Origin of the sequence: Micromonospora sp. NPDC047527, from assembly GCF_040643015.1 — a bacterium.
GTDB lineage: Bacteria > Actinomycetota > Actinomycetes > Mycobacteriales > Micromonosporaceae > Micromonospora.
The window spans coordinates 1-24,862 of sequence record NZ_JBEYTK010000002.1; the positions used below are offsets into that span (position 1 = coordinate 1).

General features: G+C 70.2%; 23 protein-coding genes and 1 pseudogene. 10 read left to right on the forward strand and 14 right to left on the reverse strand.

Going from position 1 to position 24,862, the window contains the following annotated elements; genetic code table 11:
* Nucleotides 1–978 precede the first annotated feature (978 nt).
* Nucleotides 979–1,233 carry a hypothetical protein gene (locus ABZ808_RS08730; RefSeq protein WP_357002863.1) on the reverse strand — a complete coding sequence of 85 codons (255 nt, stop codon included), beginning with the start codon at nt 1,231–1,233 and terminating at the stop codon, nt 979–981.
* 158 nt (nt 1,234–1,391) lie between these two features.
* On the opposite strand from ABZ808_RS08730, the gene ABZ808_RS08735 reads away from it, so the two are divergent.
* The 6 genes and pseudogenes from ABZ808_RS08735 (at nt 1,392) to ABZ808_RS08760 (ending at nt 6,357) form a co-directional block, all read left to right on the forward strand.
* Nucleotides 1,392–1,862 carry a PRC-barrel domain-containing protein gene (locus tag ABZ808_RS08735; RefSeq protein ID WP_357002865.1) on the forward strand — a complete coding sequence of 157 codons (471 nt, stop codon included), beginning with the start codon at nt 1,392–1,394 and terminating at the stop codon, nt 1,860–1,862.
* Nucleotides 1,863–2,085: 223 nt separating this feature from the next.
* Nucleotides 2,086–2,727 (forward strand): annotated as a pseudogene (locus ABZ808_RS08740) (tryptophan--tRNA ligase); the annotation flags it as partial.
* Nucleotides 2,728–2,788: 61 nt separating this feature from the next.
* Nucleotides 2,789–4,000, forward strand: coding sequence for a low temperature requirement protein A (locus ABZ808_RS08745; RefSeq protein ID WP_357002867.1), 1,212 nt, complete (start codon nt 2,789–2,791; stop codon nt 3,998–4,000).
* A 133-nt stretch (nt 4,001–4,133) separates the two neighbouring features.
* Nucleotides 4,134–4,472: a YciI family protein gene (locus ABZ808_RS08750; RefSeq protein ID WP_357002869.1), complete on the forward strand. Its 339-nt coding sequence runs from the start codon at nt 4,134–4,136 to the stop codon at nt 4,470–4,472.
* Nucleotides 4,473–4,507: 35 nt separating this feature from the next.
* Nucleotides 4,508–5,731, forward strand: coding sequence for a sigma-70 family RNA polymerase sigma factor (locus ABZ808_RS08755; protein ID WP_357002871.1), 1,224 nt, complete (start codon nt 4,508–4,510; stop codon nt 5,729–5,731).
* Nucleotides 5,732–5,766: 35 nt separating this feature from the next.
* Nucleotides 5,767–6,357, forward strand: a complete 591-nt coding sequence (locus ABZ808_RS08760; RefSeq protein ID WP_357002873.1) for an HAD family phosphatase — start codon at nt 5,767–5,769, stop codon at nt 6,355–6,357.
* Between the two features lie 12 nt (nt 6,358–6,369).
* Here the strand turns inward: ABZ808_RS08760 and ABZ808_RS08765 are convergent, their stop codons facing one another.
* The 4 genes from ABZ808_RS08765 to ABZ808_RS08780 all read right to left on the reverse strand — a co-directional run bounded on the left by ABZ808_RS08765 (nt 6,370) and on the right by ABZ808_RS08780 (nt 12,010).
* Nucleotides 6,370–7,341, reverse strand: a complete 972-nt coding sequence (locus ABZ808_RS08765) for an NADP-dependent oxidoreductase (protein WP_357002875.1) — start codon at nt 7,339–7,341, stop codon at nt 6,370–6,372.
* 95 nt (nt 7,342–7,436) lie between these two features.
* Nucleotides 7,437–8,516 (reverse strand): DUF916 domain-containing protein, encoded by a 1,080-nt coding sequence (locus ABZ808_RS08770; protein ID WP_357002877.1) that lies wholly within the window; start codon nt 8,514–8,516, stop codon nt 7,437–7,439.
* Nucleotides 8,517–8,609: 93 nt separating this feature from the next.
* Nucleotides 8,610–10,589, reverse strand: a complete 1,980-nt coding sequence (locus ABZ808_RS08775) for a metallophosphoesterase family protein (RefSeq protein ID WP_357002879.1) — start codon at nt 10,587–10,589, stop codon at nt 8,610–8,612.
* A gap of 143 nt (nt 10,590–10,732) precedes the next feature.
* The gene (locus ABZ808_RS08780; RefSeq protein WP_357002881.1) at nt 10,733–12,010 is read right to left on the reverse strand and encodes a HupE/UreJ family protein; all 1,278 of its coding nucleotides are present in this window, start codon (nt 12,008–12,010) and stop codon (nt 10,733–10,735) included.
* A 122-nt stretch (nt 12,011–12,132) separates the two neighbouring features.
* On the opposite strand from ABZ808_RS08780, the gene ABZ808_RS08785 reads away from it, so the two are divergent.
* From ABZ808_RS08785 to ABZ808_RS08795, 3 genes are all read left to right on the forward strand, one after another.
* A complete protein-coding gene (locus ABZ808_RS08785) occupies nt 12,133–12,795 on the forward strand; it encodes a hypothetical protein (protein ID WP_357002883.1) in 663 nt (220 codons plus the stop codon).
* A gap of 117 nt (nt 12,796–12,912) precedes the next feature.
* On the forward strand, nt 12,913–13,494 hold the full coding sequence (locus tag ABZ808_RS08790; RefSeq protein ID WP_357002885.1) for a dihydrofolate reductase family protein: 582 nt from the start codon (nt 12,913–12,915) through the stop codon (nt 13,492–13,494).
* Nucleotides 13,495–13,573: 79 nt separating this feature from the next.
* The gene (locus ABZ808_RS08795) at nt 13,574–15,208 is read left to right on the forward strand and encodes a peptidase (RefSeq protein WP_357002887.1); all 1,635 of its coding nucleotides are present in this window, start codon (nt 13,574–13,576) and stop codon (nt 15,206–15,208) included.
* 86 nt (nt 15,209–15,294) lie between these two features.
* Here ABZ808_RS08795 and ABZ808_RS08800 read toward each other — a convergent pair whose 3' ends face one another.
* The 9 genes from ABZ808_RS08800 to ABZ808_RS08840 form a co-directional block, all read right to left on the reverse strand.
* On the reverse strand, nt 15,295–16,347 hold the full coding sequence (locus ABZ808_RS08800; RefSeq protein ID WP_357002889.1) for an arabinan endo-1,5-alpha-L-arabinosidase: 1,053 nt from the start codon (nt 16,345–16,347) through the stop codon (nt 15,295–15,297).
* A 135-nt stretch (nt 16,348–16,482) separates the two neighbouring features.
* The gene (locus tag ABZ808_RS08805; protein WP_357002891.1) at nt 16,483–16,998 is read right to left on the reverse strand and encodes a DUF3592 domain-containing protein; all 516 of its coding nucleotides are present in this window, start codon (nt 16,996–16,998) and stop codon (nt 16,483–16,485) included.
* 106 nt (nt 16,999–17,104) lie between these two features.
* Nucleotides 17,105–17,653 carry a carboxymuconolactone decarboxylase family protein gene (locus ABZ808_RS08810; protein WP_357002892.1) on the reverse strand — a complete coding sequence of 183 codons (549 nt, stop codon included), beginning with the start codon at nt 17,651–17,653 and terminating at the stop codon, nt 17,105–17,107.
* A gap of 45 nt (nt 17,654–17,698) precedes the next feature.
* Complete coding sequence (locus ABZ808_RS08815) at nt 17,699–18,247, reverse strand: carboxymuconolactone decarboxylase family protein (RefSeq protein WP_357004763.1); 549 nt, start codon at nt 18,245–18,247, stop codon at nt 17,699–17,701.
* Between the two features lie 158 nt (nt 18,248–18,405).
* The gene (locus tag ABZ808_RS08820; protein WP_357002894.1) at nt 18,406–19,104 is read right to left on the reverse strand and encodes a dipeptide/oligopeptide/nickel ABC transporter ATP-binding protein; all 699 of its coding nucleotides are present in this window, start codon (nt 19,102–19,104) and stop codon (nt 18,406–18,408) included.
* Nucleotides 19,101–20,111 carry an ABC transporter ATP-binding protein gene (locus ABZ808_RS08825; protein WP_357002896.1) on the reverse strand — a complete coding sequence of 337 codons (1,011 nt, stop codon included), beginning with the start codon at nt 20,109–20,111 and terminating at the stop codon, nt 19,101–19,103. Before ABZ808_RS08825 ends, ABZ808_RS08820 begins: the two co-directional genes overlap by 4 nt.
* Entirely contained in the window at nt 20,108–20,908 is an 801-nt protein-coding gene (locus ABZ808_RS08830) for an ABC transporter permease (protein WP_357002898.1), read from the reverse strand. The genes ABZ808_RS08825 and ABZ808_RS08830 overlap by 4 nt, the downstream gene beginning before the upstream one ends.
* Before the next feature lie 91 nt (nt 20,909–20,999).
* Entirely contained in the window at nt 21,000–22,028 is a 1,029-nt protein-coding gene (locus ABZ808_RS08835; protein WP_357002900.1) for an ABC transporter permease, read from the reverse strand.
* On the reverse strand, nt 22,025–23,620 hold the full coding sequence (locus tag ABZ808_RS08840; protein WP_357002902.1) for an ABC transporter substrate-binding protein: 1,596 nt from the start codon (nt 23,618–23,620) through the stop codon (nt 22,025–22,027). Before ABZ808_RS08840 ends, ABZ808_RS08835 begins: the two co-directional genes overlap by 4 nt.
* 494 nt (nt 23,621–24,114) lie before the next feature.
* Here ABZ808_RS08840 and ABZ808_RS08845 point away from each other — a divergent pair, with 494 nt between their 5' ends.
* Nucleotides 24,115–24,345, forward strand: a complete 231-nt coding sequence (locus ABZ808_RS08845; RefSeq protein WP_357002904.1) for a hypothetical protein — start codon at nt 24,115–24,117, stop codon at nt 24,343–24,345.
* Nucleotides 24,346–24,862 lie beyond the last annotated feature (517 nt).

Consider the following 24,862-nt stretch of genomic DNA (forward strand, 5'->3'; position numbering starts at 1 on the left):
AACAAAAAATTAGTTGAACAGCATCCTGACAACAAACAAATGTTGCCAAAGGAATCCCAACCAGCCAAACCATAAAGGCCCGACCAGTCCGGGGTATAAATCATAATTGGCACTGGCTTTACAAGCACCCTGTTGAGTTCTCAAAGAACAACCACACACCGATCAGAAAGCCCCAACCCGGGGCCCCATCACGGGGCTTTTCCGTTCTGCGTCCCCGCCGCTCTCGCGCCGGGCACTTTTACTACGTTACCTCACCGTCTGCGCCGTGTCAAACCGTGTGTCCCGGTCTGTCGTGCTTGGTACGGGTTGGTCCCGGCGCACTCACGCAGCAGCGAACCGCTGCGTCAGGTCATCGGATTCGGCAGGCCGGCCGCCGCAGTTTCCTGCGGGCTTGCCCGGTGCCCTGCCGGGGGTGAACCTTACCCGGTCGGCTTCGCTGCGCCAAATCCGCCTCGCGGCTGATTCGGCGAGCCCCGCCCGGACCGTGTCTCGCAGGAGCGAACCCCTGTTTTGACTCGGCTGCCAGTTCGTTTCGGTGCTCCAGGACTTTCGTCCCGTTTGCCCCGTTCCGCGCTGGCAGAGAGAAAGTTACGCGTCCGCGGGTTTGATCGTCAAATCCGCGGGTAGCGTCCCGCGTCACACTCGCGGCCCCTGGCGGGCGACGACCGACGCCAGATCGCCGATATGGGGGTCTCCCGGCGGTGCGATGCCCCCATATCGCCGATCTGGTGTCGATCAGCGGCGTCGGCGCTCCCGGTCAGAAGCTGGTCGGCGAGGGACGCGGGTCGAGGCTGTCGACACGCGGACTCCACGTCCCATAGCGGGGAAGCCACGACCCGCCGCCGCTGAGCGGCGAACCACTCCGCGTCAGCCGAACCGGGAACACCAGCCAGATCGGGAACGCCAGCGAGACCGCGAACGTCGGCCAGACCGCGAACCGTCAGCCAGACCCCGAACCGTCAGCCAGACCGCGAACCGTCAGGACGCCCGTCGCTGGCGAGCCGCGAACCAGGCCCGGACGCCCAGGACGCCGACGGTGGTCCCGATGACCAGGGACGCCGCGATCAACAGCGCGTGCACCCAGAGAAAGCTGGTGGCGGCGCCGTCGGCAACCGTGCCGGACACCCAGGACCGCGGGTCCTGCCAGATCGCGACCGCGAACCTCGGCCAGATCACCCAGGTCCAGATCCCGACCCCGACCAGGAAGACGGCCCACCCTCGCGACAACACCATGGCAGTCGAGTATGCCAGCGGCCCTGCTCACCAGGCTGATCGCGGACGCGAGCCGGCGGCGACGCGCCCGCCGGCGACAGCGCGTCCGTTTCCGACGACAGCCCGGTGGGCACTGCGAGACAGGACAGCCTGTAGACCGTCCACCCGGAGGTGCCCTCATGCAACCCTCGATCTTCAATCCGTGGGCCTGGCGTGACCCGTCCGCCCTCGCTGGCGGGTACGACCAGACCACCCACTCGGTCACACCTCCGCAGCGGCAGGACGGTGGGCACGACGGTCCGGACGCACCCGGCCCCGGTACTGAGGTGGACCTGGTGGGCTACCACGTGCAGGCGAGTGACGGGCGCATCGGCACCATCGACGAGGCGAGCGACGAGGCGGATGCCGGGTACCTGGTGGTGGACACCGGGCCATGGATCTTCGGTCAGAAGGTGCTGCTGCCGGCCGGCACGGTGGCCCAGGTGGATCACCAGGAACGCGTCGTGCACGTCGACCGGACCCGGCAGGAGATCAAGGACGCGCCGCCGTTCGATTCGGACGCGGTCGACCCGGAGTACCGGGAGCGGGTGGGCAACTACTACGCCGACCGCTACGTTCCCCCGGCCGGCGCCACCCCGCGGGTATTCTGACGCCGTGGTCCGGATGGGCAACTGCGCGTCGGAGGCGGTCGACATGGTCGACGGCCTCCCGCGCGGTGTGGTGCCCGCGTTCCCGAGCAGTTCCGGCGACGGCCGTGAGCAACTTCTGGATGTCCTCCGTGCCGGTGGTCTGCGGTTTCGCGCCGGCGCGCGATGGCGGACGGCTCGCTGAGCCGATCTCGCTGACCGAGGGGCGAATTCGCCCCGCTCGGCGCTTCTCTGTGTGAAGGGGGAGGTGGTCCCGGTCGGCCGCGACAACGCGGCGCACGTCGAGGTGACCCGGGAGATCGCCCGGCGGTTCAACCACCTGTACGGGCCGGTCTTCCCGGTGCCCGAGATGATCCCGTCGGACACGCCGAGCCTGGTGGGCACCGACGGCGTGGCCAAGATGAGCAAGAGCCGAGGCAACGCGATCGCCCTCTCCGACGATCCGGCCACGGTGCGTCGCAAGGTGCGCGGGATGTACACCGACCCGAAACGGGTGCGGGCCGACGTGCCGGGAACGGTGGAGGGGAACCCGGTCTTCGCGTACCACGAGGTGTTCAACCCGGACCGCGACGAGGTCGCGGACCTGGCCCGGCGGTACCGGACCGGGCGGGTGGGTGACGTGGAGGTCAAGGAGCGGCTGGTCGTCGCGTTGGAGCGGTTCCTGGCGCCGATCCGGGAGCGCCGCGCAGAGATCGAGGCCGATCGGGGACTGGTCGACCGGCTGATCGTCGAGGGCACCGAGCGGACCCGCCAGGAGGTGCGCCAGACCTTGATCGAGGTACGCCGGGCGATGGGGTTGACCGGCGCGTACCAGCAGGTGCGGCGACGGGCCGAGCGGAGCCGGCGTCGGACGGACGCCTCGGCCTGAAGCAGGGGGACCCCGGTTGGATGGTCGGCCGGCTCGCCCTCGATCAGCGCAGAATGCGGGGATGAGGGGGATTTTCCGCGTTCGTCCGGTGCCGGCTGCGGAGACGCACCGGACCACGATGTTCGAGATCTTCTTCGATCTGGTCTTCGTCTTCGCCCTCACCCGGGTCATCACGTTCATGGCCGGGTCGCCGACCGCGCTCACTCTGGCCCAGGGGCTGCTCCTCCTCCTGCTGCTGCTCTACTCTTGGGGGCCGTACACCTGGTTGGGAAACCTGGTCCGTCCGGACGTCGGCCTGGTCCGCGCGGCCACCCTGGTCGCGATGGCCGCGATCTTCGTGGCCGCACTGGTGCTACCGGACGCGTGGCAGCAGAGCCCGGAGCTCTTCGACGCGCCGTTCACCCTCGCCCTGGCCTACGTGGTCGGCCGGGCGGTGCAGCTCGTGATCCTGTTCTGGGTGAGCACGACGAACCCGGCACTGCGCTCCACGCTGCGGTTCTTCGCCGTTCCGGTGGTGCTGGCCTGGTTCCCGCTGCTCGGCGGCGCGCTGCTCGGCGGCGCGGCCCAGACGGTGCTCTGGACGGCGGCGCTCCTGGTGGACATCGGTGGCGCCCGGATCGCGTCCTTCTTCCGGCCGTGGCAACTGCGCAGCGTGGACCACTTCACCGAGCGGTTCGGGCTGGTGCTGATCATTGCGCTGGGCGAGTCGCTGCTCTCCGCTGGCGCAGGGCCACGGGCGATGGCGCCGGTCGGCGCGGCCGTACTGGCCGCACTGCTGGGGCTCGCCAGCACGGTCTGCCTGTGGTGGCTCTACTTCGACCGGCTGGCGCCCGCCGCGCGGCAGGCTGTCGCCAACGTGCCGGGTGAGCGGCGGGCCGGCGTGGCCGGCGACGCGTACGGGCTGGGGCACTCCCCGCTGATCATCGGCGCGATCTACGTCGCGCTCGGCATCGAGGAGGTGCTGGGTCAGCTCACCGAGGAGTCGTCCCATCCCGACCGGCTGGGCTGGGAAGCCGCCACCGCCCTTTACGGCGGCACTGCCCTCTACCTGCTCAGCAGGTTGGTCTTCCGCCGGCTGACCGTTCGCGCCGTTTACCCGACGCAGGTCGTGGCCGCGCTGCTGCCGCTGGCCCTGCTGCCGGTCGGCCGATCTCTGCCCCCGTTGGCGGCGCTGGCCGTGCTGACCGTCTTCCTGATCGGGGTGACCTGGTACGAGCGGCGAATGGACCGGCGCGACGAGCGGCCCGACCCGGCGCAGCCGCTGCTCCCGTGAATTCCCAGGCCCGGGGGGCCTCGGAAAAGAACCTTGACGCCGTGTCGATATCCCCGGGCCTCGTTCGTCGTCATGCTGTACGGCGACACGCCGCACCGAGAGGAGCCGAAACGTGAAGTACATGCTGCTGTTCATGAGTCCCGTCGGACCCGACGGGGAGGCCGTCGACAACGGGTGCACCTTCGAGGACTGGATCCGCTTCGACCGGGATATCAAGGACGCCGGGGTCTGGGTCTCCGGGCATCCTTTGCAGGACCTGACCACCTGTACGTCCGTGCGGGTGGGGCCGGCCGGCGAGCGCACGATCACCGACGGTCCGTTCGCCGAGACCCGTGAACTGCTCGGCGGGTACGACGTCATCGACGTGCCGGACCTCGACGCCGCGCTGGAGTGGGCGGCCCGCAGTCCCGGTGCTGTCGGCGGTGGCTGGGTTCAGGTCCGCCCGATCGCCGAGATCGAGATGCCGGTCTGACCGTGGCGGGCGAGGAGGCAGCAGTCGGTTCGTCCGTGGAGGCGGTGTTCCGGGAGGAACGCGGCCGACTGCTCGCCTCGCTCGTGCACCGGTTCGGGGACCTCGACCTGGCCGAGGAGGTCGCCTCCGAGGCCATCGAGGCGGCGCTGACGCACTGGCCGACCGAGGGTGTGCCGAGCCGGCCCGGTGCCTGGCTGCTCACCACGGCCCGCCGCCGCGCCGTGGACCGCCTGCGCCGCGACCGGGTCCTGGCGACCCGGCTCGCCGTGCTCCAGGCGGAGGCCGAGCGGGCCGAGCCCGCCCCACCCGCCGACGCTGACCGCGACCTGCCCGATGACCGGCTGGCGCTCTTCTTCACCTGCGCACATCCGGCCCTGCCCGCGCAGGATCGGGGCGCGCTCACCCTGCGGTTCCTCGCCGGCCTCACCACCGCCGAGGTCGCGCGGGCCTACCTGGTGCCACCGGCGACCATGGCCCAGCGGCTCGTCCGGAGCAAGCGGAAGATCCGCGACGCGCGCATCCCGTTCCGGGTGCCCGGCACCGACGAGCTGCCCGAACGGCTGCCCACGGTGCTCCAGGCCGTCTACTCGGTCTTCACCGAGGGGTACGCGGCCAGTTCCGGCCCGGATCTCCAGCGGACCGACCTCGCCGCGGAGGCCATCCGGCTGGCCCGGATCCTGCGCCGGCTTCTCCCCGGCGAGCGGGAGGTCGCCGGGCTGCTCGGGTTGATGCTGCTCACCCACGCCCGACGAGACGCGCGTACCGGACCGGACGGTGCGGTCGTCCTCCTCGACGACCAGGACCGCACCCGCTGGGACCATGCGATGATCGACGAAGGGCGGGCGCTGGTGCTTGTCGCGCTGACCGGCGGGCCACCGGGGCCGTACGGCGTGCAGGCCGCGATCGCCGCGCTGCACGACGAGGCTCCCGATGTGGCAAGCACCGACTGGCCGCAGGTGGTGGCGCTCTACGACGTGCTGCTCGGGCTGATCCCCTCGCCGGTCGTGGCGCTCAACCGGGCCGCCGCGGTGGCGATGCGGGACGGGCCGGAGGCGGGGCTCGCGCTGCTGGACGAGTTGGCCGACGACCCTCGGCTGCGCGGCTACCACCCGTATCCGGCGACCCGCGGCGACCTGCTGCGCCTGCTCGGCCGCAACGGCGAGGCCGCGGCGGCGTACCGCAACGCGTTGACGCTGGTCGGCACCGAGCCGGAACGGGAGCATCTGCTCCGCCGGCTGGCCTCCGTCACGGCCGACTGAAGCTGTTCCGCGAGCCCGCGCTGTACCCTTCCCCGGTGAGTCTGCCTCTGCCGCCCGGTGAGTTCGCCGCGTACCTGTTCGACTGCGACGGCACCATCGTCGACTCGATGCCGCTGCACTACCTGGCCTGGCAGCGCGCCCTCGACGAGTGGGGCTGCGAGTTCCCGGAGGACCTCTTCTACGCGTGGGGTGGCCGGCCGACCGCCGACATCGTCGTCACCCTGAACGAGCAGCAGGGTCTGGACATGCCGGTGGCGACAGTCGTCGAGCGCCGGGAGAGCTACTACGAGGAGTTGCTGCCGCAGCTCGCCGCCGTGCCCGAGGTGCTGGCGCACATCCACGACGCGCACCGGCGGGTCCCGTTCGCCGTCGTCTCGGGCAGCACCCGGGCCTCGGTCACCGCGTCCCTCGACGCGCTCGGCCTGCTGGACCGCTTCGACGTGCTGGTCTGCGCCGACGACTACACGCGGGCCAAGCCGGACCCGGAGGCGTTCCTGCTCGCGGCGGAGCAGCTCCGCGTACCCCCGGGGTCCTGCCTGGTCTTCGAGGACACCGACCTGGGCATCCAGGCCGCGACCGCGGCCGGCATGGCGTCGGTACGCGTGCCGCAGCAACGCACCCGTTGAGGTCGACCGGTCTCAGGCGATGGTCAGCAGCAGCTTGCCCGCGTAGGAGGTCTGCAACCGTCGGTGCGCCTCCACCACCTTGCCCAGCGGAAACGTCTCGGCGACGTGCACCACGAACGGGCCCGCCTCGATCAGTTCGTTGAGGCGCTGCAACTGGCGGGGGTTGGCCACGCCGTCGTACGCCCGGACCGGCACGCCGGGCCGTTCGCTCGGCTCCGGCCGCACGCCGTGGGCGTACGCGACCACGCCACCCTCGGACAGCGCCTCGGTGAGACGGTCCAGCGTGTCGCCGCCGGCCATCGCCAGGATGCCGTCCACCCCGCCCGGTGCCGCGTCCCGGATCTGTTCGAGCACCTGGGTGGTGTCGCCGTGGCCGTCGAGGGACACGTCGGCGCCGAGCCGGGTCACCAGCGCCACCCCGTCCGGCCCGGAGGCCACCGCGATCACGTTGAGCCCCTGCCGTTTCGCCAACTGCACGGCCAGGTGGCCCTGACCACCGCTCGCCCCGAAGATCAACAGCCAGGCGCCGGCCGGCAGGCCGAGGGTGTCCAGCCCGGCCAGCGCGGTCAGCCCGTCGGTGGGCAGGGCGCCAGCGTGCTCCGCCGGCACACCGTCGGGCACCTTGGCCACATACTCGGCCTTCGCCACCGCGTACTCGGCGTAGAAGCCGCCCTTGGGCCGGGTGGTGGCGGAGACGTAGACGAGGTCGCCGGCCGCGACGTTGGTGACCTTGCCGCCGGCCGTGATGACGGTTCCGGCACCGTCGGAGCCGGGCACGATCGGGAACTCGGTGCCCTCGGGCACCAGCACACCCTCCCGTTCGTACGCGTCCCACACCCCCACGCCGGCGCTCCACACCTTGATCAGCACCTCGTCGGCGGCGATCTCCGGCACGGGCATCTTCCGGAGGGTGATCACCTCCGGCCCGCCGAACGCGTCGAAGGCCGCGACCTGCATCCGCTCGGGCACATCCCCGTCAACCATGTGGAATCCCTCCCCGTACCGGCGTCACCGTCGCAGCATGCCGGCTGTGCGGCGGCGCCGGCCCTGGGCTGGGCGCCGTTCACCCACAAGGGGTGTCAGGCCGTCTGCGCTCCCTGGCCGCGCAGCGCCTGTGCGACGGCGTCCCGTACCCGGGCGTCCTCCCGCGTCCTGCGCTGCGACCGGCTGCGCCGCCGGTAGAGAACGGCACCGACGAGTACGGCGATCAGGACGACCAGTGCCAGCGTCAGCATCCAGGGCAGGGCCCAGCCGTGCGCCGTGGCCTGGACGGGCTTGAGCGAGGTGGTGGAGCCGGACGCGTCGGTGAGCAGGGGTGTGAGGGTCGCGGTCGACGCGAGCCGGACCGCGGGCGTCACGCCGTGCACGGGCACCGTCACGTCCCAGCTCTCGCCGGGGAGCAGCTCCGGTGGCGCGGCGATCTCGTCGGCCCGGACCCGCAGCATGCCGAACGGGCCCGAGACCGACACGTCCTGCTGGCCGGACAGCGCCGCGTTGCCGGTGTTGTGGATCCGGTACGAGACGGTGGCGTCGCCCTTGCCGAACGGGTTGAGCGTGCCGTCGTAGCGCACGTGGAAGTCCTCGATCGCGAGGTTCGGGGCGAGTTCGCCGCCGACCCGCAGCTTGATCCGGATACCGAGGCGCCGATCCACGTTGATGCCCTCGGCCTGGTTGGCCTGGGTCAGCGTGGTGAGGATGCCGCCGACGTAGTCACCGGGTGTGGCGTTGTCGGGCACGCTGATCCGGAACGGGACCTGGGCGGTCTTCCCGGGCTGGATCACCACGCTGTCGGAGCCCGCGTGCGCCCAGGCGCCGATCGCGACGGACTTCTTGTCCCTGGTCAGCAGGTCGAGCTGGCCCGCGCCGGTGGTGAATCCGTCGGCGGCGTACACGGACAGCTTCAGTGCCGCCGGGCCGCGGTTGGCCACGACCATGGCGTCCTCGACGACTCCGCCGGGGTTCACGTTGTAGCTGTAGCTGGACCGGTCGGCGCCGTAGCTGTTGGAGGCCGTCCGCACCGTCCAGGCGACGTCGCCGTCCGCTGCCACGGCGGGTCCGGCAGCGACGCCGACGGCCGCGACGGCGGCGAGCAGGGACAGGACGGTCGTACGAAGGAGGGCGACGACGGTGGCTTTCCGGCGCGTTTCGGTCGTGGGCATCTCGGGTCCTCAGACGGTCTGGGTTGGTACTGGTGACGAGCGGCGGGGTAAGCGCCCGCGAGGGCGCCTACCCCACCGGCTCACTGGGTCCGGTCAGCTGCTGAGCGCAGTGATCGTGAGGGTGGCGCGGTAGCTGCCCTTCGCGACGCTGTCCGGGATCTTCAGGTCCAGGTCAGCGCCGAGCTTGGCGCCGCCCCGGGGGTGGCCCTGGGCGGCCGCACCGAGGCCGCTGGAGACCGAGAGGCCCTTGCCCTGGTCGTCGAAGGACGACAGGACCGGAGCACCGGCCTCGGCACCGGCGCCGGCGTCGAGCACGTACGGGGTCCAGCCCAGGAACGAGCCGGAGAACGTCTTGTCGCCGTCCTGGAAGTCACCCACGTTGGCCGAGATCGACCACGGGGCGAGCGAGCGGCGGCTGTCCGACACGAGGATCGGGTTGATCTTGCCGCTCGCCTGGAAGTAGGTGCCGTTGCGCTCCTGCGCGACACCGAGGTCGACCAGGCCGTTGTAGCCGTCGATCGTCCAGCCGAACTCGCCCGGAGCCGGGTTCGGCACGTTGACCTGGATGGACTGGCCGTCACCGTTGTACGGGTGCACGGTCACGTTGTCGACGATCGAGCCGACCGGCTGACCGTCCGGGGTGTTGACGCAGGAAAGGCCGCCCTCGACTGCCGCGTTCGGCGCCGCGCAGGTGCCGCTGCGGATGTTCGCCAGGACCAGCTTGTCGCCGCGCACCTGCACCTTGACGTAGCTGCGGACGTGCTCCTGGTTCTGCACCGAGTTGTACCAGTACTTGCCCGGGTCGAGCGGGTCCGGACCGTTGCCGCGAATGCCAGTGCCGGTGTTGTCCGGCTTCTTGATGTCGTAGTACTTCGAGCCGGAGGCCGAGTTGGCCGTCACGTAGATGACGCCGCCCGGGCCGGGGAACACGTCGGCAGCACCCGGCTTCTCGGCCGGGTTCTCCTTCTGGCCGTTCTTGATGGAGTAGCTGCGGGAGTAGCTGTGGTCGTGACCCTGCAGCACCATGTCGATGCCGAGGTTCGAGAAGGCCGTGGTGAAGTCTTCCCGCCGCTGCTTGTTGTCGGTGTCGGTCGCGTGGCTGGCCGGCGAGTAGATGGAGTGGTGGTAGACCAGCACCTTCCACTTGGCCTCGGAGCCGTGCTTGTTGACCACGTCGGTGATGTACGAGACGTGCGCGGCGTCGCCGGCGTTGCTGCCGTCGGTCGGAAGCTTGTAGCTGTTGCTGTTGATGTCGATGAACAGCACGTCCTTGTAGACGAACCAGTAGTCACCACCGGACTTGGTGCCCGCCGGGTTCCCGTTGTCGTAGTACGGGGCCGTGCGGTCGGTGTTCGGGGTGAAGTGGTGCTGCTCGTAGGACTTGCCGCCGACGTCGTGGTTACCGATGGTGGCGACGACGGGGTACTGACGCAGCTGGTCGGGCGCCATGAACGAGGTCCACTGGCCCTCGTCGTTGGCGGACTCGACGTGGTCGCCGCCGGAGACCAGCAGCTCGGCGTTCGGGTTGGCCGCGGTGGCGACCTTCAGGGTGTCCTCCCAGCCGGCCTGGTCCTTCAGCCGGTCGCCGGAGGAGCCGATCTGGGGGTCGCCGAAGAACAGGAAGTCGTAGTCGCCCTCGAAGTCCTGCGTCTTGAAGGCGTACGCCGGGGACCAGTTGCCCTCGGAGCCGACCCGGTACGAGTACGCCGTCTTCTCGCGCAGGTTGCTGATCGTGGCGTGCCGGTTGAAGCCGGTGGTGGAGGTGTTCGCCGCACCAACGGCGTCGAAGCTGACGGCGCTGGCCGGGAACTCGCCGTTGACGATCTCGGCGGTCGGGGCGAGCTGGATCTTCTGCGCCGTGTCGGCGGAGGAGTACCAGGTCACGATGCGCTGGGTCTCGTTGGCGCCGACGCCGAGGATCACGCTGCTGATCGTGGTGGACTCGGCCGCGCTGGCACCGGCCATCAGGCCGCTACCGAGGGCCGCGCCCATCCCGAGGAATCCGGCTACGACCCCGGCGACCAGGCGCCGCCGCACGAGCCCGGAGGCCCGTGTCGAGGTGCTCAATGTCATCGACATTGTTCCCTTTTCAAATAGAGGGATGGATTGTTCTTTGCCCGGCACTGGGCAAGCAGATCCAAGCTTTCGTTGCTCGATGAACCGACCATGAACGTGATCTTGCGAATGGCTGCACTTCGCGAACTACTTAGCCCTACTCATGATCCAGAAAGGCGCTGCACAAACCAGACCAAGCCCATAATGGACACGCCCGCTGAAACAGCGCCGGTCGCCCAGAGACCGGCTTTCGGCGCACGGCGACGCAGCACGAGCAGCAGCGGAAAGACGAGGGCGATAATCGTCAACTGAACGACCTCGATGCCGATGTTGAACACCAGCAGGGACCACAGCAGGGTCCACGACCACGCCTCGTCGATGCCCAGTGCGCCCGCGAAGCCCAGCCCGTGCACGAGACCGAAGCAGAACACCACGCCGAGCCTGATCCAGCCGGAGCGGTCCAGGCTGAAGTGGCCGCGCCCGGCCGCGTCCAGGTCGGTCGCGTGACCGCCGCGCCGCCAAATTCCCCACAGGTGCCAGCCGGCGACGACGGCGATCGACAACGCGATGACCGGCTCCACGATCGCCCCCGGCACCTCGACCAGGCCGAGGGCCGCGAGCATGAACGTCACCGAGTGCGCCAGGGTGAAGCTCGTGGCCGCGAGCACGATCTCCCGAAGTCGCCGCGATCCGGCGATGAGCGCCAGCAGGAACAGAATGTGGTCGATGCCGGACAGCAGATGCTCGGCGCCGAGCAGGAAGAACTCACCGAACCGCTCGTACCAGGCCTGCGCGGTCGAGAAGGAGGGGTGGGCGGCGTCGAGGGCCGCGCTGCCCGAACGGCCGTCGACCTCGTAGGTGACGATCGTCTTGGTGCCCTTGACGTAACCCTCGTCGTCGGGGAAGAGACCGCTGCGGACCTCGTGCTCGTCGGCACTCTCGGTGCAGGTCCAGTCGAGCAGCAGGTTCGCGTACGGCACGCCGTCACGCTCGCCGATCGTCGCGTCGCCCACCTGGCTCGGCCGGCAGGCCGCACTGCGTGAGGTGACGGAGAAGCGCTCGCCGACGTACTTCAGCACGGTCGCGGTGTGGGCCTTCAGCGCCGCGGCCTGGGCACCGGTGTCACCCGCTTCGAAGGCGGCGGTTCCGGCCTGGAAGAGCGGATCGTCGCCACCGGAATCGGCGGCGGACACGACGAGGAGGTCATATTCGAGCTCGATCGCCGTGCGAATGTGACCCTCGTCTCCGGCCGCAATTTTCGCGTACACGGTCGACGAGAAGCCGTGCGCGGACGCCGGACCGGTGCCCAGAAAGGGGATCACCGCCGCGATGATCCCGACAGCGATGACGATAACTGTACGGCGGACGTGCCCTAACATGCGACTCCCTCGGTTGGCCAGTGCACGTTGCATGCCGTGGGTGAACGGCAGCCCGCGCACCGACGAACCGCCGGAGAACAAAGCCCCGGAACGCCCCTCTGCGGATTTCCGGCAGACGGAATTGAGATAGGAATACGAAGCAGTACGTGCACTTCCCGCCACCACTCGAAAGGACGACCGCCTTGCGCCCCCCGCTTCGGGCCGTCGCCATGCTGGCCGCGACCGCCGCGCTGGTCACCGCCTGCAACTCCGGCGACGACTGGTCACAGCCACACCCCGCGCCCAGCGCCATCGGCACTCTGGGCCCAGGGTTCGTCGACCCCTCCACGAAGCCCGCTCCGGAGGCGACCATCACGCCGCAGCCCGGCTCGTGGGCAGGCGTCCATCCGCCGAAGGACTACCGGGTCGTCCTGCTCACCGGCGGTGACGACCAACCGACCAAGGCCCTCGTGACGGCGGTCGAGGACTGGGCCGACGACGAGCACGTCGACCTCAGGACGATCACCGTCGGCAACGCGCACGACGCCGTTCCGACCATCGCCAAGGCCATGGAGATGGGCCCCGATCTCATCGTCAGCGCGGGCAACGAACTGATCGACGCGCTCGCGCTGGTCACCCCGAACCACCTCGACGAGAAGTTCCTCGTGGTGGGCGCGGAGCTGGCCGAGCCCACCCACAACGTCACGGCCGTCGACTGGTCCGGCGCGTCGTTCCGTGGCGAAGGGCTCGGCATGTCCTCGACGTACGACGCGGGCTCGTTCACGGCCGAGCGGTGTGCCGCCGCCATCCGGGCAGGCGTCGCCGCCGTGCTCAACGACCTGACCGGCATCGTCGTCTGGCTCTGACGGTGGGTCCCGCTCGACCGGAAACTCGGCCGGATCGACTGTCGATCGGCGCGCGTTGCGTTCGTGTAGAGGGCGAGCGGGCGACGCGGTGTCGCCACCGAGTCGAGGGGTGCGGTCATGCGGAATCTGGTTGTCGTCGAGTTCGTGACGCTGGACGGGGTCATGCAGGGGCTGGGGTCACCGGACGAGGATCGCGACGGCGGGTTCGAGCACGGCGGCTGGGCAGCGCCGTACTTCGACGACACCCAGACAGCCACCGCACTGGAAGGGCTGCGGTCGACGACGGCGTACCTCTTCGGCCGCCGGACCTACGAGAAGATGACCGCCTTCTGGCCGAGCCAGCCCGACGACAACCCGATGGCCGCACACCTCAACGCGACCCCGAAGTACGTCGCCACCCGTACCCTGACCGATTTCACCTGGTCGGGGGCCCGGCGGCTCAACGGAGACCTCGCGCCGGCGGTCGCGGAATTGAAGACGCAGGGTGACGGCACCATCGTCGTGCTGGGCAGCGGTGTGCTCGTGCACGACCTCGTCGCGAACGACCTGGTCGACGGGTACCGGCTGTTCCTGCACCCCCTCCTGCTCGGCACCGGCAAGCGGCTGTTCCGCGAGACGGACCGGCCGCGACGGCTGCGGCTGACCTCGTGCGTGCCGACAAGCACCGGCGTGCTCCTGCTGGAGTACGAGGTGGCGTGACCCGTCGCCGAACGGGGCAGCGCCATTCATGATCATCCGTTAGGGTCCGGTCCTCTACCTTCCCTCACCGGAGAACCCCATGAATCCCAAAAAGGCCATGTGGTCTCGCCTTGCCACGGCAACGGCGGTGCTGGCGACCGCCACCCTCTTCAGCACGGCGCCCCCGGCCAGCGCCGCCGAGGCACTGCCCGACCTGTTCGTGTCGTTCAACCGTGAGCCCGTTGCCGAGGTCGACAACGGCGGCACCACCGTCGGCATGTACGTCTACAACTACGGCGAGGCCCCCGCCACGGGTGTGACCGTCACCCTGGACCTGAGCAAGGTCTCCGACAGGGTCACCGCAGCCGTGCCGGAGTGGAGCGACATCTGCAAGCTGGCCGGCAGCAAGGTCACCTGCACCGTCGGCGCGCTCGACGCCGGTCAGGTCCTGACCGTGGACCCCCTCTCGCTGACGAGTCGCCCGGGTGCCGTCCCCGGTGACGCCGGCGAGGTCACCGTCACCATCGACGGCAACGAGGACGACATGGCACCGGCCAACGACGTCACGTCGTTCCCGGTCACCGTGCTCGCGTCCGGTCCCGATCTGGTTGCCGCCGCGGCGGACCTGAACGACAAGGACCACCCGGTCGGCCCCGGCGACACCGTCCCGCTGTACTCGGGCATCGGCAACGAGGGCGACGCCGCCGCCACGAACTTCACGGTGCGGGTCAGCGTCCCCACCGGTGCCACGTTCGCCGAGCGGTACAGCGACTGCACCTACACCGACTACTACCCGGACGACATCGGCAAGCCCTACGTGTACGGCCCCAGCGAGGTGAGCTGCGTCGTCCCGCTGACGCTCGAGCCCGGTGACGGCCTGCTGCTGTTCGACGACGAGACCGGCGAGTCGCTCTTCAACATCACCTTCGGTCGCAACCTGCGCGGTCCGGATGAGCACTACAGTTCGGTCGACGTCGCCCTGGCCGGCCAGGAGCGCGCGGCGAAGAGCAGCGCTCGCGCCAAGGGCACCGGGTCTTCCTTCGCCGACAAGGTTCGCAAGCTCCAGTCGCAGGGTGCGAAGGGCGACCTCGCAAAGCAGCGCGCCGCGCAGCGTGAGCTCGACGAGTCCGATAACTATGCGGACTTCAGGTTCTGGAGCAAGGCGAACACCCTCGACATCGCGGTCACCGCGCCGGCCGTGAAGGGTGCCGTCGGGCAGACCGTCAACGTCGCCTACGAGGTCGTCAACAACGGCCCGTCCGACGGCGGCGGCCCGTCCGTGATCATCACCGCGCCGTCCGGCACGGTCCTGCTGCCCTCCGAGTGGTGCTACACCGATGGCACCGAGCACGAGCATCTGCCGGAGTCGGCGAAGCTGCGGTGCAACTTCGAGAGCGAGTTCCCCGCCACGGCTTCCGGTTGGGGCCGGATCAAGTCGACCGTCCGGGTGAAGATCAAGTCGGCTCCGGGCACCGACGGCACGATCGTGGCCCGCAACAGCGGCCCGGCGACCGAGTCGAAGCCGGAGAACAACACCGCCCAGATCGTCATCAACACCGGCACGGCCGGTGGCGGTGGCGGTGACGACAACGGCGGGTCGGGTGGAGGGCTGCCCGTCACCGGCGCCCCGGCGGCCATGCTGGCCGGTGGCGGCGCGGCAGTGCTCGCGCTCGGCGCCGTGCTGCTCGTGATGTTCCGCCGCCGCCGCGTGATCCTCCAGGTCCCGCGCGACTGATCCAACGCGAGGCAAACAGGCAGGGGTGGGCCCGATTGGGCCCACCCCTGCCGCTGTCTGACGGCTGATCCAACCGCTACGGCAGGTCAGTAGGCGAACGGCCAGCCGGCGGAGTCGTAGCCGATGAGATTGATGCCGAGCAGGGACGTGCCGTTGTTCGCGTAGTAGTGGTAGACGAGCACGTCGGCGTCGCTGTCCGCCATGACGGCCTGGTGACCGGGGCCGTGGATGCTGCCGTGGCCGGCCAGCACCTGGGTGCCGCCACCGGCGTTCATCGCGGTGCCGTTGCGGTCGACGTACGGGCCGGTGACGCTTGTCGACCGGCCGACCATGACCCGGTACGTGCTGGACGCGCCCTGGCAGCAACGGTCGAAGGACACCCACTGGTAGTAGTAGGAGCCGCGCTTGACGATCACCGGTGCCTCGATCGCGCCGCCACCACGGCCGGCGATGCTGTGGATCGTGTTGTCGGCGCGCTTGCCGGTCGCCGGGTTGAGCGCGATCAGTTTGATGCCGGACCAGAACGAGCCGAAGCTCAGCCACCACCGGCCGTCGGAGTCGACGAACAAATTCGGGTCGATGGCGTTGAAGTTGTCCGAGGTGCGGGTCTCGATCACCAGGCCGTGGTTGGTCCAGCTGCCGGACTCGCCGGTGGTGCTGGTCGCCAGGAAGATCGCCGACCGGTTCGAGCCGAAGGTGGAGGCCGAGTAGTACATCCAGTACCGGCCGCCGCGGTAGGTGAGGTCCGGTGCCCACAGGTTGCGGCTGCCGCCGGTGTAGGCCGTGGTCCACGGTGCACCGCCCGGGAAGGCGTTGCCCGCGTTGCGGAACGCGATCCGGTCGGTGGAGGTTTTCAGGGCGATGTTGTCGCCGGTGTGCGCCACCAGGTAGCCGCCGTTGGGCCGGCGCACGATCGTCGGGTCGTGCACACCGACGTTGCCGGTCACCAGTCCGGGGTTGGGGTAGGCGGCCGGCGGGATGGTGGGGGTCGCGGCGGCCAGTGGCACCACGGCGCCGCGCGGGGCCGCGTCCGACGGACGCGTGGTCAGGGCCACGCCGCCGGCCGCGACGACCACGATCGAGGCCAGCAGCGCGGTGAGTCGGATGCGGGACCGGGGTACGGGGAGAGCGGACGACATCATGACAGTCCTTCGGATAGGGCTGGGTCGACGCCGTGTGCCGCTCTGCCGCATCGACCCATGGCCGAGGTCCATCGATGTTCTCGATAACATCGATGTACGTCAAGGTGTTGTAGGCCCCGAGCCTGCGGATCGTCACCGCCGAGCACTCCGCTTGTGCTTGGAACGGCCCGTGAACCTGCCACCATCCTGGGTCGGGGCGGCAGATCGACGCCGCGGGGTCCGTCGAGGAAACCACCGCCCGAACGGAATTCGGGACAGCAGCAGAGGAACCGCCATCACCAGGATCCCGAACCCGACCGCGCCCAGCACACCCTGTGCACGACCGCGGTGCCCGCTGAGCTGGTCGAAGTCCGTGACGAAGTCCCCCGGATCGGCCGGGTTCACCCAGATCGACATCTCGTCACCAACTGGCCGGCACACCTCGACGCAGCCGACCTCCTGCTCGTACGTCCGGCCCGACAACTCGTACCGAACGAACATCGTGGTCGCCGGGCTTTCCCGATTGCCACCGTCATCCGTCACCCGGTTGTAGACGACCGCCCGCGCCGGAACACCGGTGGCTCTCAACTCGGCCATCCAGTCGTCGAGCGCGAACTGAGTATGAAACGGGAGCCACAACAGCGCACCACCGGCCACAACCAGCAACACGCATCCAAGAGTCACCCAGACCGACGATCGTCGCGGAATGATCACGCGATCATCATGGCGCGACCAGGCAACAGTCCGGTCGATGGGTACGGGCCGAGAGCCGAGCTCAGACCGTGTTGCGGTAACCGACGCTGATGACCCGCTGGGCCGTCTCGTCGTAGAACTTCGGATCGGTCGGGGCGAACGTGCCGAGGCCGTCGACGTACCGGTTGACCATGCAGAAGGCCGCCGCGATCAGCACCGTGTCGTGGATCTCCTCGTCGGTGGCGCCCTCGTCGCGGGCCACCCCGACCAGTTCGGGGGTGACCTCGCGGCCACTGCGCTGCACAGCCCCGGCGATGCGCAGCAGGGCACGCAGCTTGGCGCTGACCGGGGCGTTGTCCAGGTCGGCGCGCACCTGGTCGACCAGGGCCATGCCCTCATCGAGCAGGGCAGCGGCGAACGCCGAGTGCGCCGAACAGCAGTAGGTGCAGTCGTTCAGGCCGGAGACGTACGCGGCGATCAGCTCGCGGTCAGCCGTCGGCAGGCTGAGCGGCCCGCGCAGCAGGGTTTCGGCCAGCTCCAGCATCGGCTTGCCGGTCACCGGCCGGTACTTCATCGGGCCCCGGATCCCGGGAAACTCGGTCTCGTCCACGCCCAGGTCGATGTGTGCCATGACGTCACGCCCCATTCGCTCCGGAGGTGCCCGGTCGGATCGTCGTCAGAGGACGCGCCGATAGCCGGTGTTGACGATCCGCTCGGACGCCTGCGCATACCACCCCGGGTCGGCAGCCGGTTGGGTGCCGAGGCCGTCGACGTACCGGTTGAACATGCAGAACGCCGCCGCGATCAGCACCGTGTCGTGGATCTCCAGGTCGCTGGCGCCCTCCTTGCGGGCCGCCTCGACCAGCTCGGGGGTGACCTCGCGCCCGCTGATCTGCACAGCTCCGGCGATGTGCAGCAGGGCGCGCAGCTTCGCGGAGATCGGGGCGTTGTCCACGTCGGCGCGCACCTGGTCGACCAGGGTCATGCCCTCATCGAGCTGCGCCGCCGCGTACGCCGAGTGCGCCGAACAGCAGTAGGTGCAGTCGTTGCGGCCGGAGACGTACGCGGCGATCAGCTCCCGCTCCCCGGGTGTCAGCGGGTGCTCCCCGCGGAGCAGCACCTCGACCAGCTCAAGCAACGGCCCGCCGGTCTCCGGCCGGAAGCTCAGCGGCCCCCGGATGCCGGGCAGTTCGGCCTCGTCCACCCCTAGGTCGATGTGCGCGATGGGGTCACCCTCCCGAGTATCGATTCGGTCACTGATCGTGCCTGAGCATCGAATCTAGTGAATCAACACTGACATCTCAAGGGGATGATTCCGGCTTGCGGGCCGGTGACGAAAGGCTGACTCGCCGCCGCCCGCAGGCCATCGCCCGGATGTGCTCGCTACGAACCCGCCGGCGTCGGGAGGTCGACGATTCGGGTGGCCCACCGGGCGATCAGGGCCGGGTCGTGGGTGATGAGCAGGACCCCGGCCTGGTGCTGCCGTTGGTAGTCGGTGATGACGGCGGCGAGGTGCGCCTGGGTGGAGGCGTCGAGCATGGCGGTGGCCTCGTCGCAGAGCAGGTACTTGGGCCGGTGCGCCAGCGCCCGGGCGAGGCAGGCGCGTTGCAGTTGGCCGTCGCTGACGGCGTGCGGGCGGCGGGTGAGCAGGTCCGGGGTAAGGCCGACGATGTCGGCCAGTTCCGCCGCCCGAGCGCGTGCGGCGTCGGTGGCCGTGCCGGTGGCGCGCAGGGGTTCGGCGACGATGTCGGCGAGGGTGAGCCGTGGGTCGGTGGCGGCGCGAGGGCTCTGGAAGAGGATCGCGACCCGGGTACGGATGGCGGCGGGTAGCCGGTGCCGGGCTCCGGCCACAGGCTTGCCGTCAAGGGTGATGTGCCCGGTGCCGGGGGTGTGCAGCAGCGCGAGGACCCGGGCGAGGGTCGACTTGCCGCTGCCGGACGGGCCGCGCAGTCCGACGGTCTCGCCCGGGGCGAGGTGCAGGTCGACCCGGTCGAGGACCCGCTGCCGCCCGAAGGAGACGCTGACCTGGTGGGCGGCGAGGCCGTCGAACGGGACGGCGGTGTCCGTGGCGGGGGCGGTCATGCGGTTGCTCCGGCCCTCGTCGGGTGGTGGCAGGCGACCCGACCGGCGCCCTCCCGGCCGAGCGCGGGTGCGGTGGCGCAGGTGTCGGTGGCACGGTCGCAGCGGGGCGCGAAGGCGCAGCCGGCAGGCAGGTCGGTGAGCATCGGCGGATGTCCCGGAACGGGTCGGAAGGCACGGTCGGGCAGCGCGTCGAGCAACCCGGCGGTGTAGGGGTGGGTGGGGGCGTCGAACAGGGTGCCGGTGGGGCGGTGCTCGACGATGCGGCTCGCGTACATGACGGCGACGGTGTCGGCGACGCGGCGGGCGGCGGTGATGTCGTGGGTGATGAGCAGGACGGCGGCACCGTCGTCGCAGCGGCGGCGCAGCAGGTCGAGCGTGTGGTCGACCAGCGGGCGATCGAGGCCCGTGGTGGGCTCGTCGGCGAGCAGAAGCGGCGGGTCGGGGGCCAGCGCGAGAGCGGTGACCAGGCGCTGGGCCATGCCGCCGGACAGCTCGTGCGGGTAGCGGTCGAGGTCGGCCGGGTCGAGACCAACGTCGGCAGCGATCCGGTCGGCGGCCACGGACGCGTCCCGGCGGGTGTGGCCGTGGGCCCGCAGGGTTTCCTCCAGCAGCCGTCGGCCGGTCCGGACCGGGTTCAGGGCGGTGGCCGGGCTCTGCGGCACCAGCCCCACGGCCCGGCCACGCACGGTACGGGCGAGGTGGCGCTCGCCCACGTTCAACAGGTCGACCGGCCCGGTGCCCGCGGCATGCAGGTGGGCATGGCCGGTGACGACGGCGTTGCCGGGTAGCAGGCCGAGTAGCGCGTGGGCGAGCACCGACTTGCCGCACCCGGACTCGCCCACGACCGCGAGAAGTTCCCCGGGGTGCAGGGCCAGGTGTAGGTCGGTGACGGCGTGCACCGTGGCGTCACGGAGGCGGAAGCGGACACTCAGCCCCACAACGTCGAGCAGGGCCTGCTGGGGGCCGGCCCCGGCCCTGGTCGCGGCGGTGTGGGCGGTGGTGGTCACAGGTTGAGCTCCGCTCGTACGCGGGGGTCGAGGCGGTCGCGCCACCGGCCGGTCAGGACGGCCAGGGCGAGGGTGACCACGACGAGGGCGAGGCCGGGGACGATGCTGGCCCACCATGCACCGGTGAGCAGGGACCCCTGCCCATCGTTGATCATGTTGCCGATCGACGCCAGGTGCGGTGGGAGACCGAGGCCGAGGAAGGACAGGGCGGTCTCGTGCCACACGGCGTGCGGCACCATCAGGGTCGTGGCCAGGGCCAGGCGCGGGAGTACGTGCGGCAGCAGGTGCCGGGTGAGCACGCGGGTGCGGGAGGCCCCACCGCTGATCGCCGCGTCGATGAACGGGCGGGTACGCAGGCTGAGCAGTTCGGAGCGGACGATGCGGGCGGTGGACAGCCAGTGCGTCAGCCCGATGGACAGGATCACCGCCCCGAGGCTGGGCCGCAGCATCGCCACGATGAAGATGCCCAGCAGCAGGTGCGGCAGGGCCGCGATCGTGTCCACGATGCGCATCAGCACCCGGTCGACCCGGCCGCCGACGGTGCCGGCGACCGCGCCGACCAAGCCGCCGATGACCATGGCCACGAGGGCGGCGACCGCGCCGACGAGCAGGGACACCCGCAGCCCGTAGAGACTGCGGTGAGCCACGTCGCGGCCGAGTTCGTCGGTGCCGGCCAGGTGCCCCCAGGACGGCGCCAGACGGGTACGGGCCAGGTCCACCGCGCTCTGGTCCAGTGGCCACAGCAGCGGGGCGAGCAGGCACGCGGCGATCGCGCCGACGAGCACGACGGCGGCCACAGCCGCGCCGACTCGGCCCCTTCCCCGCAGGGCGGCGCGGCGACCGGGCCGAGGCGACCGGGCCGGTGTGCTGATCGGGGGCGGGGCGAGGTCAGTCATCGAGGCGTACCCGGGGGTCGGCGGCGCTGTAGGCGAGGTCGGTGGTCAGGTTCGCGGCCAGCACCACGACGGTGGTGGCCAGGGTGGTCGCGGCCAGCAGTGGGAAGTCGCTGCCCAGGGCAGCCTGGACGGTGACCGCGCCGAGGCCGGGCAGGGAGAACACGGTCTCCACCAGGACCGCGCCGCCGACGAGTTCGGGCAGGTGGGTGCCGATCAGGGTGAGGAACGGCAGCAGCGCGGTGCGCAGGGCGTGGCCGAACAGGACGGTGCGGCCGGGAAGCCCGCGCGCCCGGGCGGCGAGGACGTGGTCGTCGCGGAGACTCTCGGCGACGGCGTCGCGGATGAACAGCACGAACCACGGCGCCTGGGCGATCGCCAGCACGGTCACCGGCAGGATCAGGTGCCGGGCCACGTCGACGGGGTCGGTTCCGGTGGCGGTGACGTCGGTGAGCCCGCCGGCCGGCAACCAGCCCAGGGTGAGCGCGAACACGGCGATCGCGGCCAGGCCGATCCAGAACACCGGCATCGACTGCACCGCGTACGCGACAGCCCGTAGACCCCGGTCGAACCAGCCACCACGCCGGTACGCGGCCAGGGTGCCCAGCAGCAGGCTTGCCACCAGCACCAGGGCGAGAGCCGCGCCGACCAGCAGTAACGTCCACCCGGCGCGGGCGGTGAGCACGTCGACGACCGGCTCGTGACGGCTGGTCGACCAGCCGAGGTCGCCCCGGAGCAGGTTGCCCAGCCAGCGCGCGTACTGCACCGGCAGCGGATCGTCGACGCCCCAGTTGGCGCGGATCTGGGCGAGGTTCTCCTCGCTGGTGGTGAACGCGGCCGCGCCCGCGTACTGCTGCGCCGGGTCGATGGGCGAGGCCGCGCCGAGGGCGAACATGCCCATGCTGGTCGCGGCGAGGACCGGGACGGCGACCAGCATCCGGCGGCGGATGACCCGACCGGTGCCGGCCCGCCGCCGGCGCACGCGCGCTCTCGGCGGCCCGTCAGCGGGCAGGGGCGTTGTCACGACTTCTTCGTCCAGGTGTGGACGTTCCACCAGAGACTGTTGGCGACGTCGTGCTCGTGCGGCTCCACCCGAGGCGTCACTCCCGCGACCGTGCTCTTCACGACGTAGGTGTGCTCCAGGTAGGTGAGGAACACCCACGGCAGGTCGGCGGCCAACTGCTTCTGGAAGGTCGCGTACGCCGCCTTGCGCACGGCCGGGTCGGCGTTGTCCCGGCCGTCCTGCAACGCCTTGTCGGCGATCGTGGACGTGTAGGAACCGGGGTTGAAGAAGCCCTGGCCGGCGAAGGCGGAGCCGAACAGCTTGTAGGAGACGAAGTCCGGGTCGTACGGGGTGCCGTACCCCATGATCAGCGCGTCGGTGTCCATCCGGGGGGTGATCGCGTCCCAGGTCAGGCCCTCCGGCGTCACCTTGATGCCGACCTTCTTCGCGTCCGCGGTCACCGCCAGCGCCAACTCCTTGCGGAGGCTGTCGGCGGCCGGGTACATCAGCGTGAACGCGGCCTGCCGGCCGCCCTTGACCCGGATGCCGTCCGCGCCGGGCGTCCAGCCGGCCGCGTCGAGGGCCGCCGTCGCGGCGGCGGGGTCGGCCGACGGGTTGCCGGTGACGGACGGCTCGGCGAACTCCGACGACGGCGGCACCGGACCGAACGCCGGCTCCCCCGCTCCACCGAGCAGGCCGGTGACCATCGCCTGACGGTCCACCGACGCGTTCAGCGCCCGTCGCACCGCCAGATCACCGAGGACCGGGTTGCCCATCGGCAGCATCACGCCCCGGTAGTCGGCGGTCGGCACCCGCTGCACCTGATAGCCGCCCGATCCGTCGAACCCGGCCGCGAGCTTCGGTGCCAGCTCCGCCGCATCGAACTCCCCAGCCCGCATCCGCTGGGCACGGATGTTGTCGTCGGCGACGAACGCCACCACCACACCCGAGTTCGCCGGCTTCCCGCCCCAGTACGAGTCGTTGGCTGCCAGCACGAGCCGGTCACCCGGCGTCCACGAGGTCACCCGGTACGGTCCGGTGCCGATCGGCTTGCGGTTGAACTCGGCCTTGTTCACGTCCTGCCCCACGAACGCCTTCGCGGGCACGATGCCCAACGCCAGTCGTTGCAGGAACGGCGCGTACGCGTACCTGAGGGTGAACACCACGGTCGACGCGTCCGGCGCGGTGACCGAGGCGAGCATGTCCAGGTCCGACCGCAGCGTCGAGTCGACCTTCGGGTCCAGCACGGCCTGGTAGGTGAAGACCACGTCCTGCGCGGTCAGCGGCGTGTCGTCGTGGAACCGCACCCCGTCGCGCAGCTTCGCGGTGACCGTCCTGCCGTCCGTCGAGACGGTGGGCAGTTCCCGGGCGAGGGCTGGCACGAGCTGGTTTCGGGCGTCGCGCGCGACCAGCCCGTCGAAGATCAGCGAGCCGCCGTCGACGCCGTAGTTCAGCACCGGGTTCAAGGTGTCCGGCTCCCCCGCCGTCGCCACCACGAACGTTCCGGCGGCACTCGTACCACCCGACGGCGTCGCCGACGACGAGCAGCCGGAGACCGCGAGCGCCGCGGCGACGACCACCGCCGTCACCCGGGCGGAGAAGGTCTTACTCATCAGGTACTCCTGGGATCGATGTGGTGCGAGCTCGACACCGGATCGGACGTGCCGTCGCCGCGTGCCAGGTCGACGGGGCGGTGGGTCCGGCCTGTCACTCCGCGGCGTCGGCCACTAAGCGGTCGGGTGCCCCGGCGGAGGTGCTGATCATCGCGATTGTCGGGACGTTCGCCCACTGATGCGAGTGTTCAGTAATTGCCAAAGAGTTGCAAGAAAGGGTGTCCGCGTTCACCCTCAACGCCCGGTTCCGCCAAGCCGCACGACGGCGCGAGCATCCCCGCCGCGTACCACTGCCGCACTTCGCTGCTGGACCGCGCGAAAAAGGCCGCCTCGGTTTGCCGAGACGGCGGCCTCACCTGCCGGTCGGACCGGATCCATCGGCGGGCTTGGCTGTACGGATGGGCGTCCGCTGCACGCGCCCCTGCCGCCATCCGTACGACATTGCCGGCTTCGGAGACTCGGCCTCCTTGTTGATCAGATTTAGACTTACGGACATGAAGGGCCCACGTCTCCGGGTGGCGCAGCTCGCCGGGTTCCTGCTCTGGCTGACGTCGGGTGTCGGGATGTGGCTGGGCTGGCCCGATGGAACCACGTCGCTACTGCTCGCCGCCGGGCTGTTTGTGTTCCATGGCCCGACCGTCATTGCCGCTTGGCGGGAAAGGGAATCCAAGCCACCGAAGCCTGCCGAAGAGGTTCTGAAGTGGTATCCGAAGTGGTGGGCCTGACCGCCCGTGCGCCGTTCGGGCAGTAAGGAACCGGCTCCCACCGCCGCTCGAAGCCTGATTCCGGCCGGACATGAAAGAACCCCCGACCTTGCCGTTTCGGCTGGTCGGGGGCTTCTTCTTGCTTTGTGCGCCCGAAGGGACTCGAACCCCTAACCTTCTGATCCGTAGCCAGAAGGGGAGGGTGACCCTGACCTGCACTTATGTCAGTTTGCCCGGATTCACTATGTTGCATTGTCGACGGAACGTGACGCTAGACCGCAGTTCCGTCCCCCAAGGTGCCCCCCGGGGGGGCACGGTTTTTGCGGTCCAGGTCCGGCGCCCGCATCTTGATCGGCTGGCGGGCTATCCGCCGCTCGGCGTGTTTGACTCGCCAGGTCCTCGATCACCACCGACGGGTTGACGCCGCGGCGGTCGGCTTCCTTGGCCAGCCACATGCCGTCGGCGGGATGCTCGTTGCCCGACCACCACTCGCTCTGCCGTCAGACGGACACCTGCCGCACGCCTGCGCTGCGGTCTC

What these genes read in the sequence shown, in the direction of transcription:
- ABZ808_RS08730 (WP_357002863.1), bottom strand. Translation starts at nt 1,233, where the DNA reads ATGGTGTTGTCGCGAGGGTGGGCCGTCTTCCTGGTCGGGGTCGGGATC.
- ABZ808_RS08735 (WP_357002865.1), top strand. Translation starts at nt 1,392, where the DNA reads ATGCAACCCTCGATCTTCAATCCGTGGGCCTGGCGTGACCCGTCCGCC.
- ABZ808_RS08745 (WP_357002867.1), top strand. Translation starts at nt 2,789, where the DNA reads ATGAGGGGGATTTTCCGCGTTCGTCCGGTGCCGGCTGCGGAGACGCAC.
- ABZ808_RS08750 (WP_357002869.1), top strand. Translation starts at nt 4,134, where the DNA reads ATGAGTCCCGTCGGACCCGACGGGGAGGCCGTCGACAACGGGTGCACC.
- ABZ808_RS08765 (WP_357002875.1), bottom strand. Translation starts at nt 7,341, where the DNA reads ATGGTTGACGGGGATGTGCCCGAGCGGATGCAGGTCGCGGCCTTCGAC.
- ABZ808_RS08770 (WP_357002877.1), bottom strand. Translation starts at nt 8,516, where the DNA reads ATGCCCACGACCGAAACGCGCCGGAAAGCCACCGTCGTCGCCCTCCTT.
- ABZ808_RS08775 (WP_357002879.1), bottom strand. Translation starts at nt 10,589, where the DNA reads ATGACATTGAGCACCTCGACACGGGCCTCCGGGCTCGTGCGGCGGCGC.
- ABZ808_RS08790 (WP_357002885.1), top strand. Translation starts at nt 12,913, where the DNA reads ATGCGGAATCTGGTTGTCGTCGAGTTCGTGACGCTGGACGGGGTCATG.
- ABZ808_RS08795 (WP_357002887.1), top strand. Translation starts at nt 13,574, where the DNA reads ATGAATCCCAAAAAGGCCATGTGGTCTCGCCTTGCCACGGCAACGGCG.
- ABZ808_RS08800 (WP_357002889.1), bottom strand. Translation starts at nt 16,347, where the DNA reads ATGTCGTCCGCTCTCCCCGTACCCCGGTCCCGCATCCGACTCACCGCG.
- ABZ808_RS08810 (WP_357002892.1), bottom strand. Translation starts at nt 17,653, where the DNA reads ATGGCACACATCGACCTGGGCGTGGACGAGACCGAGTTTCCCGGGATC.
- ABZ808_RS08820 (WP_357002894.1), bottom strand. Translation starts at nt 19,104, where the DNA reads ATGACCGCCCCCGCCACGGACACCGCCGTCCCGTTCGACGGCCTCGCC.
- ABZ808_RS08840 (WP_357002902.1), bottom strand. Translation starts at nt 23,620, where the DNA reads ATGAGTAAGACCTTCTCCGCCCGGGTGACGGCGGTGGTCGTCGCCGCG.
- ABZ808_RS08845 (WP_357002904.1), top strand. Translation starts at nt 24,115, where the DNA reads ATGAAGGGCCCACGTCTCCGGGTGGCGCAGCTCGCCGGGTTCCTGCTC.